Source organism: Haliscomenobacter sp. (genome assembly GCF_041740695.1).
Taxonomy (GTDB): domain Bacteria; phylum Bacteroidota; class Bacteroidia; order Chitinophagales; family Saprospiraceae; genus Haliscomenobacter.
Genome location: NZ_JBGSLK010000087.1, coordinates 1 through 11,494, shown reverse-complemented (window position 1 = coordinate 11,494; position 11,494 = coordinate 1). Strand labels below are relative to the sequence as shown.

11 protein-coding genes and 1 tRNA gene are annotated in these 11,494 nt (G+C 44.2%); 2 read left to right on the top strand and 10 right to left on the bottom strand.

Annotated features, from left to right (window positions below; translation table 11 throughout):
• Nucleotides 1-3 precede the first annotated feature (3 nt).
• The 5 genes from ACEW9O_RS17690 to ACEW9O_RS17670 form a co-directional block, all read right to left on the bottom strand.
• A complete protein-coding gene (locus tag ACEW9O_RS17690; RefSeq protein WP_373551515.1) occupies nt 4-897 on the bottom strand; it encodes an Abi family protein in 894 nt (297 codons plus the stop codon).
• 279 nt (nt 898-1,176) lie between these two features.
• A complete protein-coding gene (locus ACEW9O_RS17685) occupies nt 1,177-2,481 on the bottom strand; it encodes a restriction endonuclease subunit S (protein ID WP_373551514.1) in 1,305 nt (434 codons plus the stop codon).
• On the bottom strand, nt 2,481-4,280 hold the full coding sequence (locus ACEW9O_RS17680; RefSeq protein WP_373551513.1) for an N-6 DNA methylase: 1,800 nt from the start codon (nt 4,278-4,280) through the stop codon (nt 2,481-2,483). The genes ACEW9O_RS17685 and ACEW9O_RS17680 overlap by 1 nt, the downstream gene beginning before the upstream one ends.
• 82 nt (nt 4,281-4,362) lie before the next feature.
• Complete coding sequence (locus tag ACEW9O_RS17675) at nt 4,363-4,953, bottom strand: DUF6642 family protein (protein WP_373551512.1); 591 nt, start codon at nt 4,951-4,953, stop codon at nt 4,363-4,365.
• A 68-nt stretch (nt 4,954-5,021) separates the two neighbouring features.
• On the bottom strand, nt 5,022-5,441 hold the full coding sequence (locus ACEW9O_RS17670) for a hypothetical protein (RefSeq protein WP_373551511.1): 420 nt from the start codon (nt 5,439-5,441) through the stop codon (nt 5,022-5,024).
• A gap of 231 nt (nt 5,442-5,672) precedes the next feature.
• Between ACEW9O_RS17670 and ACEW9O_RS17665 the strand changes: the two genes are divergently transcribed.
• On the top strand, nt 5,673-6,542 hold the full coding sequence (locus ACEW9O_RS17665) for a formylglycine-generating enzyme family protein (RefSeq protein ID WP_373551510.1): 870 nt from the start codon (nt 5,673-5,675) through the stop codon (nt 6,540-6,542).
• 121 nt (nt 6,543-6,663) lie between these two features.
• Here the strand turns inward: ACEW9O_RS17665 and ACEW9O_RS17660 are convergent, their stop codons facing one another.
• The 5 genes from ACEW9O_RS17660 to ACEW9O_RS17640 form a co-directional block, all read right to left on the bottom strand.
• On the bottom strand, nt 6,664-7,077 hold the full coding sequence (locus ACEW9O_RS17660) for a hypothetical protein (protein ID WP_373551509.1): 414 nt from the start codon (nt 7,075-7,077) through the stop codon (nt 6,664-6,666).
• Between the two features lie 518 nt (nt 7,078-7,595).
• Nucleotides 7,596-8,660, bottom strand: a complete 1,065-nt coding sequence (locus ACEW9O_RS17655; RefSeq protein WP_373551508.1) for a macro domain-containing protein — start codon at nt 8,658-8,660, stop codon at nt 7,596-7,598.
• Nucleotides 8,661-8,662: 2 nt separating this feature from the next.
• Nucleotides 8,663-9,307, bottom strand: coding sequence for a DUF4433 domain-containing protein (locus ACEW9O_RS17650; protein WP_373551507.1), 645 nt, complete (start codon nt 9,305-9,307; stop codon nt 8,663-8,665).
• A gap of 193 nt (nt 9,308-9,500) precedes the next feature.
• Nucleotides 9,501-9,573 (bottom strand) — tRNA-Ile (locus ACEW9O_RS17645).
• A gap of 48 nt (nt 9,574-9,621) precedes the next feature.
• Nucleotides 9,622-10,329: a YebC/PmpR family DNA-binding transcriptional regulator gene (locus tag ACEW9O_RS17640; protein ID WP_373551506.1), complete on the bottom strand. Its 708-nt coding sequence runs from the start codon at nt 10,327-10,329 to the stop codon at nt 9,622-9,624.
• Nucleotides 10,330-10,485: 156 nt separating this feature from the next.
• Here ACEW9O_RS17640 and pxpB point away from each other — a divergent pair, with 156 nt between their 5' ends.
• Entirely contained in the window at nt 10,486-11,199 is a 714-nt protein-coding gene (gene pxpB, locus ACEW9O_RS17635; protein ID WP_373551505.1) for a 5-oxoprolinase subunit PxpB, read from the top strand.
• The last annotated feature ends 295 nt before the right edge of the window (nt 11,200-11,494 follow it).

The window sequence follows — 11,494 nt, the reverse complement described above, 5'->3', positions numbered from 1 at the left end:
AAATTATGTCCAAATTGGTTCACTTTGCCATGTCCTGGGAAAACCCATCTTTGCCAAAGGAACATTGTTAAATGTTTGAAATAGTTGAGTAAACTCTGTTTTTAAGTGATGCCCAGGGCTGATTTGATCATTCAAGTATAAAATCGCTGAAAGGATCGGAAAAATTTTTCTTCGTTGATGATTGTCAGGGGTATAAGTTAGGATAGGTTGAGGAGTATTTTTAGGCCAATCGTACTTATTGATGATTACTCGGTTCCAAAGCCGACTGTGATGTGCAATTACATTGCGGATAAAAGTTATAGTCAATAGCCAACTCACAAGGATTTTTTGATTGAACAGTCCAAATTCTCTGGCGATCCTATTCTTTTCAGGAAGTTGATGCTGCAAATTTTGATAAATCTTAGATAATGTTCCCAATGTCAAGATTTCCAGAGCTTTCCAAGATTCTGGATGTTCATCGGGGTGGTTATCAAAATGTTTTACGATAAACTCTTCACTGCTTCTACCTACGTCTGTAAACGTCTTAGACAAAAGCGCCATGTATTCTTTTGGCTTATCAAAAATAGATGGGTTTAAATACCATTCGGCGCCGTAAGCGATGGAAAGATGATAGATTAACTTAGTTCTAAGCGCTATCTCAATTCGCTCAATGGCATTGAAGGTAATCAATCTAAAATGCCGATCAAAGTTGTATAGATCAATTACATCCTCGAAAATACTTCCATTTCTGAAATGGTGATTTACTTTGTCATCCTGCATTTCCCACCAATATCCCTTCAGACGATAATAGCTGATGTTGGATAAAAAATGAGGAGCATGGGTTACATCTAAAAAAGTCATGTTCCTGCTCAACAGCAGATTAATTTGGTCTTGTATCGTTTTGGGAGCTTTTGACATTACAGTGGCTTAATCTATTTGAAGAATACATTAAATTTAACAAAAATAAAAAGTAGTTGAAAATAATCGAGCCTTTTAACTGGCTTTAAAATCATTTTTACTTTCCCGAGGGCATTTAAAAGAGAAAACCCTCCAAGTGTGCTTCAGTGAGAGGCATGGAGGGTGTATTGTCTTTACGGTTTAGGATCTAAAGAAAGACCCGCCTGCTGATCTGACGGGAAGCAAAACGGGTACGGTTGTTGCAAAGATACAACTGTTTTTTTTATTTGCAAGGTATTTTTACGTTACTCTGACTTTTCCGGTGACTACTTCGCTGATGAGTGCGGTGCGGTATTCGGAGAGAAGGTCGATGAGTTTTTGGGTTTTGGCGATTTTGGCATCGAATAAACTACATTCTTTTTTGATGTGCTTAACAATTATCTTCTGTTGTTCTAAAGTAGGAAAAGATAAAGGAGTATTTCTTAGAGTGTAAAGTGAAAGATTTTTTATAGTAGTGCCACTAAACGAATCTTCAAAATAATTATTAATATATTCCGACTGGAGTATGTAATAAATAAAAATTGGGCATATAGAATTTTGTAAACTTATAAATGCAGCACTTTTCCCAAGTATGACTAGCTCGTCATTGTAAATTGCCAACTTCCCAATTGTACCATTTAATGATATAAGTATGGTGTTTTTATCTAAATCAATTTTATATTTTTCGTACTCTTCTTTTGACACAGACATTGTTTTATCTGTTAATAGTATCCTCCCATTAGATAGATTAACACCATTGATGAAATGAAATTCAGTGTTAATTAGATAGTTAGGCGTACTATGTATGCCATCACCGATTTTTTTAGAAACATGCTTCAACTTCTTCACCTCCCAACTCTCCGGCACCTCCCCCAGCCACTCAATCCCCGAATCCTTCATCTTCACCTCAGGGTTGATCCCTTTTGTGACTGCCTGATTGATGAGGGCCGTTTTTTCTTCTTCGTAGAGGGTGATGAGGCGTTTTTTGTCGGCGATGAGTTGGTCGATTTCGGCAGTTTTGCGTTCGAGGTAAGAGGCGATGGTGGTTTGCTCTTCAAATGAAGGGACTGCTATAATTAGGCTATTTATTTTTTCGATGGTTAGCCGAGTTAGTGCAGAACCATGAATTAAGCTATACATTTGATCAACATTAATTCCCGAAATCAAATAAAAATACAGATAATCAGGAAATATCTTGTGCCCTGGTGAAATAATTCCCAATGACGATAATACTACAAATGGGGCATAGTTTTGGTAAACAACTGCTGCCCGACCAATTGTCCCATCCTTTGTTAAAAGAACATCACCTACTTTTGGCAAGCAACCATTTTTGACGAGGGCATTAAAATCATCTTCTGAGATTCGCTTACAATTAGTTAAGTCTATTTGATTGATTCCAATATCTTTAACTGAAACATATGGTAGTCCAATATCACGGGTCTGAGGCGAGAAATGAGAGCCATCTGTAATTTTGGAAAACCTTTTAACAAAACTCACCTCCCAGTGCTCCGGCACTTCCCCGATCCATTCCACCCCACTGTCTTTGTACTTTTCATATCGTTCCATCAGGCCAAAATCGTTTTTTCGGCTTCCAAAATGGTTTCCTCTAGCGCCAGGATTTCAGCTTTGATTTCAGTCAGGGGGCGCAGTGGTTTAAACTCGTAGAAGTATTTGGTGAAATTGATTTCGTAGCCAATTTTGGTTTTGCTGTGATCGATCCAGGCACTGGGCAGGTGGGGCTTTACTTCCTTGTCAAAGTAGGCTTCGATGGTTTGGGGGATCAGTTTGCCCTGGGCGTCTTTTTGCAAAAAGGGAATGTTTTCGTAATCACGCAGGGAGGCGTCGGGTTTGGGGTTGCCGCTGCGGTCGGTCACGACTTGGCCATTTTCCAGCAAGGGCTGCTCGACTGTTACCCGCCAATAACCAAAGAAGGCATTGGGGTAAATTTTGCAAAACTCGTTTTCCACAAAATCGCCATACAGCCGGGTGATGAACCCAATGCCTTTTTCCTGGCCGTTTTCGATGATGTACTTGCGTTTGTTGCCCAGGCTGCGGTCCATTTTGCGCCAAAAGCGGTTGAGGTCCAGTTTGCCCGCCTTCACGAGTTCTTCATCCTTCACTCCCGTGGCGTTGATCAATTGGATTTTGCCCTTGCGTTCGGCATTTTTATGATTTGTGACGATCCAGATGTAGGTAGAAATGCCGGTATTGTAAAACAACTGATCGGGCAGTGCGATCACGGCTTCCAGCCAGTCGTTTTCGATGATCCATTTGCGGATGTTGCTTTCGCCACTTTCGGCAGCTCCAGTAAACAGCGGCGAGCCATTGAACACAATGGCAATGCGGGTGCTGTTGGGGCGCATTTTGGAGATCATGTGCTGCAAAAAGAGCAATGAGCCATCGTTGATGCGGGGCAAACCTGCGCCAAAACGGCCTGCGTAACCTTTGTTGGCGGCTTCGGTGCTGATGATTTTTTCGGCTTTTTTCCAGTCTACCCCAAACGGCGGATTGGACAGCATGTAGTCGAACTTTTCCTCGCTCAGTCCATCTACAGTGAAGGTGTTGCCAAACTTGATGTTGGCTGGGTTTTGGCCTTTGATCAACATGTCGGCCTTACAAATGGCGTAAGATTCCGGGTTGATTTCTTGCCCGAATACTTTGAGCTCTGCTTTGGGGTTGAAATCTTTGAGGTAGGCTTCGGCTACGGAGAGCATACCTCCGGTACCGCAAGCCGGATCGTAGAGGGTTTTGACAATGCCCTCCTGGGTGAGGATGGCCCGGTCTTCGTTGAAGAGCAGATTGACCATGAGTTTGATGACCTCACGCGGGGTAAAGTGTTCTCCGGCGGTTTCATTGGATTGTTCTGCAAACTTGCGGATCAATTCTTCAAACACATAGCCCATTTCCATGGAGTCCATGTCGGCCAGGTCAATTTCCTGAAAGGATTTGACCACGCGAAAAAGGATATCCGCTTTGGGATCGTCCATGCGGTCGATCTGGTCGTCAAAGTTGAAATACTCGATGATTTCGCGGGCGCTGCTGGAAAAACCGTTGATGTAATTACGGAGGTTTACGGCAACGTCGTTGGGCGCAGCAATGAGTTTTTCAAAGTCGTAATTGCTGCGGTTGTGGAAATTAAAACTCGCTATTTTGTTGAGTGCAATGTCTTTGGCGCTTTCTTTTAGGGTATCAATTTTGGGCAGATAAGCCAATACTTTGGACTTGGTGGGGGCCAACACGCTGTCTAGTCGCCGCAATACGGTCATGGGTAAAATCACCTTGCCGTAGTCGGATTGTTTGTAGTCGCCCCGGAGGAGATCGGCTACTCTCCAGATTAAATCGGCTTTTTCTTTGAAGTTTTTCATGTGGGCGCAATGGTCGTTTTGCAGGGTGCTTTTAATGTGGGTAATATAGGGATCGTTTGTGAGAGGGGGGAGGGATTTTGGTTTATTTCTCCAATCTGTGGATGACAAATCCCAAGCGATCACACAAACCGGGGTACCAGTTGTACATTTTTGTATGAAAGTCGCCGACCCGTTCATATCCTTGCAGGCTGTAAAAATAGGCCATATCCAGCAACATACTTTCTACAAAATCAACCTCCCCACGGTATCCTGAAACCAATTTCGCTTTGGTTTTTTTCAAAAAAGATTGGATGATGGGGGGATCAACATTGATAGTGTAACAGCTGCCGAAATGAATAAATTTCCCTGAAAACCGACCGGGATAGGCATCTGCAATGTCTTCAAGGCTGAGGTATTCAGGTTCTTCGGCTTCTTCATTTGGCTCGGATTTCAGGTACAAATAGCCTGGTTCACCATGTCCACCGAGGTAGATGATAGGGTATTCTTGCATTGACTCGTCAAGTGCCCAATTCAGATAATCAAAGAAGGCGGCTTTAACTGCTACGCGACGATGTACGAATTCGATTCCGCCACTTTGTTCCAAAAACTGGAGTGCGGGCAGGACGGTTTCTTTGTGGTTCAAACCTGCGGCCCATTCACCTTCGAGGGCAAAGATTTTTTTTGAGTTAGGCATTCCTTCTGATTTTGTCAATGGGATTAATTGAAAGGGCTTTTTTGAATTAACAAGTGAATAACCCCTAATTATTGATCTTCTGGAGAGGTTGAGGTTGAATGCTGAGTATTAACTTTCGGCGCTTTTGTTGTAATTGCTGCAATCATCATCAAAATGAGCCCCAGCACAAAAGACGTTCCAGCAGCGAGTATGGACAGATAAGCTTTCTGGGCTAATGCTAGGTAATTCACCATTTGATAAACTGCATCACCAGCTGCCAAAGAATTAAATACCAGACCCAATCCACAAAGAACTATCGCAAGCACAAACAAGCACCAACTCATAATAATGACCAGCCTTTTGCCTTGTGCTGAGTTCTGAAAGTCGATGCCTTTTTCAGCGAAATTCAGTGAAAAAACCAAAACAGCAGTTATAAGCGTCAGAAAATGCAAACAGAGTTCTTTCGTTTCAGGGTAATTGTATTTCAGGAATAGTTCTGCACCGGACATAGCTGATTCATTTTAGGTGATGGTTATAAAACTACAACTGTTATTGAATTGAGGCTATTGCAATTTGGTCTTCCAAGCTACAATTTATAAAATAGGCCATCTGATCTGATGGCCTATCTAAACGGAACCCCTTGAACGGATGCGACGACCTAACACTTATTTTATTAAAGGGCTGTTGCATGGCAGCACCTCATACAAAACAATCGTTACCACATAAAAAACGCTTTTCCGATGTTCACGAAAAAACTGATACCTCTTTCACTTGCTATTCTCCCTCTGTTCTTTAATTTGATTACTCAGGGTAGCCATCTAGGCAAGTTTAGGCCTTTAACCATCGAGCTGAAAGCTTCGAAATCGGGAGTCGACAAAGGGCCGGATCAAATAAACCCTCAAGATCAGTGCAGCGAGGATTCGGTAAAGAATTACGATTTTGATATGATTAAGGTTAAAGGCGGAACCTTTATGATGGGCTGTACTGATGAACAAGGAACCGACTGTGAAAGTGACGAAAAGCCTGCACATCAAGTTACGGTTAAAGATTTTTACATTGGGAAAACCGAGGTTACTCAAGCTCAATGGAAACAAGTTACGGGTAGCTACCGTGGATGCTTTACAAATTGTGATGAATTCCCAATAAAAAGCATTAGTTGGTACGACACCGAGGATTTTATCAAAAAACTCAATGCCGATACAGGAAAAAAATACCGACTCCCTACTGAAGCGGAGTGGGAATATGCCGCTCGCGGAGGCAAGGAAAGTAAAGGTTTCAAATTTTCAGGGAGCAATAATGCGGATGAAGTGGCCCATCATTGGGACAATGCTAAAGATAGTCCAGCGCATGTTGGAACAAAAAAACCAAATGAGCTAGGGATTTATGACATGAGTGGGAATATAGCTGAATGGTGCCAAGATGAGTATCGAGACTATCGAGATAACTTAATTGTTGTTCCGGAGTGGGCAACTCCATCTCAAATTTTTCACGTAATTCGAGGAGGAAGCCACCGTCATGAACTGGAGGGATGCCGAACAACTTCTCGCTTTGACCTCGTGTCATATGGTCGCTATCCCAATATTGGGCTCCGGCTGGCCCTTGATCTCTAGTTTTATTTCAATGGGCAGGTTTCAGCACAAGTTTAAAACGTGTAACGCTGAAACAGCAAAAGGCCGGGCTTTCACCAAAAAAAGTGGCTTTTTAGACTACCAACCTGTACAGTCAAGTCGATTACCTGCCATTGGATTTCAACAAGCTTATCAAATCTCGAATGAGCGGAGTCATTGGATCACTTCTTTCAAAATTTTGCGTTGTCATATCCTTCCAATGGTGTATGGTGAATTCATGGATTACATAGTCTTTGATTAAAATCGGTTCCACTTTTCGCCAATATTTCATGAACTCGGTTTCATTGGATTGCTGAGCAATTGAATCCAATATCATCTCCATGAGCGTGAATTTTTTATCGTCGTCTTTTAATTGGGCATAATAAACAAGATACGTTTGTATGTCTTCTGGATTCCCTGGTGTATAGGATAAACCCGCCATTGAGTCCCAATGTGGAATTTTTTCCCTGAGGTTAAGCTCAGTTGCTAATTCATCTAATGCTTTTTTTGTTGAAAATCTAAATGGTGGTTCGTCCATTTGTTTTTATTTATCGTTATTCCGAGAATGTTTAATGAGGATGACCCGCAAGTAGATCTTTGGGTATGCAAAACGGGGATGTTGGTGTAAAAATAAATGCCATTGTGAAAGGTTGTAAATGTTTTTTCGAGGGGGCGAGGTGCCAACAGTTTAGGGTAAAACAGAAAAAGCCCGACTTCCATCGAGCTTTTTTACCAAAAAAGTGGCCCCTGTAGGCCGGGATTTGATTTTTTAAAAATTGATATTCAGAGAATTGAAGGCTTTGAATGGGTTTTATAGAAAAGCATGGAAAGAGTAACAAGAGAAATTTGCACCAATTAAAGAATTTGAAAATAGCCATAGCGCTCCTTCTCAACAACCGAAATATAGGAATTGAGCAAACGCTTAAGAGAAAAATTCAGGGTAAAAAATTCGAGGTAAATTCGGTGAAGGTTCGGTGAGAATCATGGAAGTAATTCAATCCAATAATGCCACTTCCATTCCGAAATTGGCTATGGGTATACAGAGAACAGCAGGGCTCATTTTTGATCAGCAAATTCCATTATGGTTAATCCATATGCTTTCAAATACCCATAAGCATTTTCCACGTACTCCCGTTTGAACAACTCCTTTTTGCGTAGGTTCCATTGCCCGATGCCCTGCATCACCTGATCCAATGAATAGTGCGGGTTTTCCTGGAGAATAAAATCCACAGTAGCCAAAATTTCCAAAGACAACTCAGAGGTATGACCCGCCAAAAACTGCACCAAACTTTTGACTCGCTCAGCGTCTTCAGCAGAGAGTTTGGTATTCACATAGGCATTCACCTCATTCCACTTCTCGTAATTGAGTTGCAATGGTTCAAATGGTTTGACCTGGCCTTGTTCCATACCTTTGAGATAAACGCCGTTTAAGTGGTACAACACTTTTTCCACCCCCAGAGCATAAGGCCCATAATAGTAAGGAGTAAAATTCAAGTTCAATTTTTGCCCTTTTCGTTGCAAAAAGTAGGCTAGTTTGTTGGCTGCGAAGAGGCTGCTGTACTCGCCCATACTTTCGAAGGCGAAGAGGGCATATAACAAGGAGGCACGTGCCGGAGTAAGGTGTACGGGTTTGACCGCCTCTTGTTTTTGCAAGATCTCCTTAATGTTGGCTGTAGGCTCGTACACTTGAATGTCTACATCCAGGTCTTTTAACTTGGTTTCGATCAGGGGTTTTACTTTTTGCCAATCCAGGCCCCCATTGCCACTACCCAAAGGGGGAATGGCGATACTTTTGATTGGTTTTTCCAGCAGCAAATCCCGCAGGGCATCCAGACCTTTTTCGATGTATTCGTATTGGGAGGGGTTGCGCCAGTGTACTTTGGTTGGGAAATTGATGATGAATTTTTGGCCGCTTTGCAGGTTGTTGTCCCATACTGCCAGCAGGACGCCGGGCTGTAATTCTTTCTTTTTGCAGGCTTCAAGGTACTTTTTGTAATTGTGTGGAAAAGCCTCCCGGAATTGCAGGGCTATACCTTTTCCCATTACGCCAACAGTGTTCACCGTATTGACCAAGGCCTCCGCGGGGGATTGCAGCAAGTCTCCTGTTTGGTAGTTGATCATGGTTAAAAGAAATAGGTTGGCGTGATTTGCACCCCGAAGTTAAGTATTTTTTTCGTTTCAAGCATTTTTTCCACTGTGGCTTTTGCTGTCTCATTGTACACATGCAAAGATTCAAAGTAGCTCAATGGGACTACATGCCGTACCAAAAATTCAGCCTGGTAGCGCCGGGGACGGTCAAAATCTCCATCATTTTTGTTGAAATTGCTTTGCTGAATAGATTCCCAGTCGATCTCGGAAAGTTTTTCCAAGTCATGGAAATGCTTTGAAATAAAGTCGTTACCCTGGCCATTGGTAAAGAACCAGTGATCCAGTGTGGCTAGTTGCTCGATCAGACAGCGGATAACTACAATCTCTTCTCGATTGCGCTTGGGAACCAATGGACTACGGTAGCCAGTGACAATGTTGTACAGCATCATCGAACGTGGCGTGAAATAAAATGGTACATACTCGCCAATGTCGCCATAGCCTTCAATGCGCACCGCAGTATTGCTTCGCACATCGATGATCTCTGGGTTGCCAATTTGAATGTACTCCGCATTCGCCTGGGGATGTTGCTTACTAACCATACCCTGCGCCAGGATGTAGGGCAAATTCTGGATGTGGATGATCCGGTAACAGTATTTACGCTCGGCGTTGATGATACTCATCCCTAACAGTATCGGTTTTGAATTACGTGGATAAAGTTAGTTTTATTCTTGTGATTTGAAAATGCTCAAATGCTCATCAAATAACTTTCAATGAGAAATGATTGGCAAAATTTTTCATCAATTTCAAAAATAGCTATTTAAGGGTTGTAAACAGAAAAAGCCCGACTTGCATCGAGCTTTCTCCCCAAAAAAGTGGTCCCTGTAAGATTTGAACTTACGACCCCCTGATTATGAGTCAGACGCTCTAACCACTGAGCTAAGGGACCTAAAAAGAATTGTAAATATAAGCAGACTTGCCACAAAGGGCAAGCATCTTAAATCATATTGTGGAAATAGTTGAGGATATCCTCGTCTTCATCCATTTTATCGATCAGTTTTTCCACGTCGGCTTTTTGCTCCTCGGTCAGTTCTTTGGTGACGTTGGGGTTGCGTTCAAACTCGGCGCTAACCAGTTCCACGCCCCGTTCTTCGAGGGCTTTTTGCATGGCGCCGAAGTTTTTGAAACCTGCGTAGATCACAATACAATCATCTTCGGGGAAAAGTTCCTCTAGGCCGTGGTCGATCAGGTCCAGTTCCAGCTCTTCGATATCGATGCCTTCCGCTTTGATTTTGAATACGCTGTCGTGGGAGAAGATGAAGTCAAAAGTGCCCGTGCTGGCCAGCGCTCCGCCGTACTTGGAGAAGTAGCTGCGCACGTTGGCGACGGTGCGGGTGGGGTTGTCGGTAGCGGTTTCTACCACGAAGGCGATCTTATGGGGGCCGTAGCCCTCGTATACAATTTCCTTATAGTCGGCAGAGTCCTTGCCCATGGCCTTCTGAACGGCGCGATCGACGTTGTCTTTGGGCACATTCAGGGCTTTGGCGTTTTGGATCGCAATCCGCAGTTTGGAGTTGGTCTCCGGGTCAGGACCAGCTTCTTTTACCGCGATGGTCACATCCCGGTTTATTTTGGTAAAGTTTTTGGCCATACTGGCCCAGCGCTTAAGCTTACGCCCCTTTCTGAATTCAAACGCGCGACCCATATCCTGTTTAGTTAGTTGACCTTTTGTGTGTAAGGCCTATTGATTCAATAAACGGCTGCAAAAATATCATCTTGTGGCGTAGGAGTAAAGGAATCGGGAATGTTTTTTAGCCCAAGAACCAATTATCTTTGTGAAATGCAGCTTAACCGTTCTGAAATGCAGCCAAAAATCAGCCCCTTGGGCGATCAGGGGCTTTTGCTCGACTGGGGCGGGGCGCTCGACCCAGTGGTTCACCAACAGGTTCGGGGCTGTTGGCAGCGTTTGGTGGCGCTGCATTTGCCGGGAGTGCTCGACCTGATTCCGGCGTACAGTAGTTTGGCCATCTTGTGGGATCCGGTTTTTTTGTTGAAAAATTATCCACAGCAACTGCCTTTTGAGTTGGTCAAGGCTTGGATTTCGCCGGTTTTGGCGGAAGAAGTGGCCGAAGTAACAGCGGCAGTAAGTCCCCGAACAGTGGAAGTTCCCGTTTGTTTTGAACCACCCTATTCATTGGATTTGGCGGAATTGGCGGCGCAAAAACAACTGACTCCAGCTGTGTTCATCGAGCGCTTTTGTGCGCGGGTGTATCAGGTGTACTTATTGGGTTTTTTGCCGGGTTTTGCGTACATGGGTACAGTAGCGCCTGAGTTGGCTAGTCCACGGCGGGCAGTGCCGCGTGCCGTGATTCCGGCGGGTAGTGTCGGGATTGCGGGGGCACAAACGGGGATTTATCCGCTGGATTCACCAGGGGGCTGGCAGGTGATTGGGCGTACGCCCTGGCGGATGTTTTTGCCGGAGGAGGAGCCGCCGGTGAGGTTGAGGGTGGGGGATGAAGTGCGGTTTTATGCGATTGGAGGGGAGGAGTTTTTCCGCCTGCTCGACCAGGAGTAGGATCTGGAGCCCCGCGACCGTCGAGCCCGCTCGCGCAGCGAGCATTTTGGGATCGACGAGCGCCCACGAAGTGGGAGGTAGGATGCCCAACATAGCGGAGAATTTCTTTCTGGTCTAAGATTTTACGAGCCACTACGTGGGCGCTCGTCGATCTTTTGATGACGCTGCGCGTCAGCTCGACGGTCGCACGTCTCAGATTCTACCGTGATTTAAACTTTTTCCGCCTGCTCGACCAGGAGTAGGCTCTAGACCTCCGCGACCGTCGAGCCCGCTCGCGCAGCGAGCATTAAGGGAC

Coding starts and splice junctions, on each gene's coding strand:
- ACEW9O_RS17665 (WP_373551510.1), top strand. CDS start 5,673: ATGTTCACGAAAAAACTGATACCTCTTTCACTTGCTATTCTCCCTCTG.
- ACEW9O_RS17690 (WP_373551515.1), bottom strand. CDS start 897: ATGTCAAAAGCTCCCAAAACGATACAAGACCAAATTAATCTGCTGTTG.
- ACEW9O_RS17680 (WP_373551513.1), bottom strand. CDS start 4,280: ATGAAAAACTTCAAAGAAAAAGCCGATTTAATCTGGAGAGTAGCCGAT.
- ACEW9O_RS17640 (WP_373551506.1), bottom strand. CDS start 10,329: ATGGGTCGCGCGTTTGAATTCAGAAAGGGGCGTAAGCTTAAGCGCTGG.
- ACEW9O_RS17670 (WP_373551511.1), bottom strand. CDS start 5,441: ATGTCCGGTGCAGAACTATTCCTGAAATACAATTACCCTGAAACGAAA.
- ACEW9O_RS17685 (WP_373551514.1), bottom strand. CDS start 2,481: ATGGAACGATATGAAAAGTACAAAGACAGTGGGGTGGAATGGATCGGG.
- ACEW9O_RS17650 (WP_373551507.1), bottom strand. CDS start 9,307: ATGAGTATCATCAACGCCGAGCGTAAATACTGTTACCGGATCATCCAC.
- ACEW9O_RS17655 (WP_373551508.1), bottom strand. CDS start 8,660: ATGATCAACTACCAAACAGGAGACTTGCTGCAATCCCCCGCGGAGGCC.
- ACEW9O_RS17660 (WP_373551509.1), bottom strand. CDS start 7,077: ATGGACGAACCACCATTTAGATTTTCAACAAAAAAAGCATTAGATGAA.
- pxpB (WP_373551505.1), top strand. CDS start 10,486: ATGCAGCCAAAAATCAGCCCCTTGGGCGATCAGGGGCTTTTGCTCGAC.
- ACEW9O_RS17675 (WP_373551512.1), bottom strand. CDS start 4,953: ATGCCTAACTCAAAAAAAATCTTTGCCCTCGAAGGTGAATGGGCCGCA.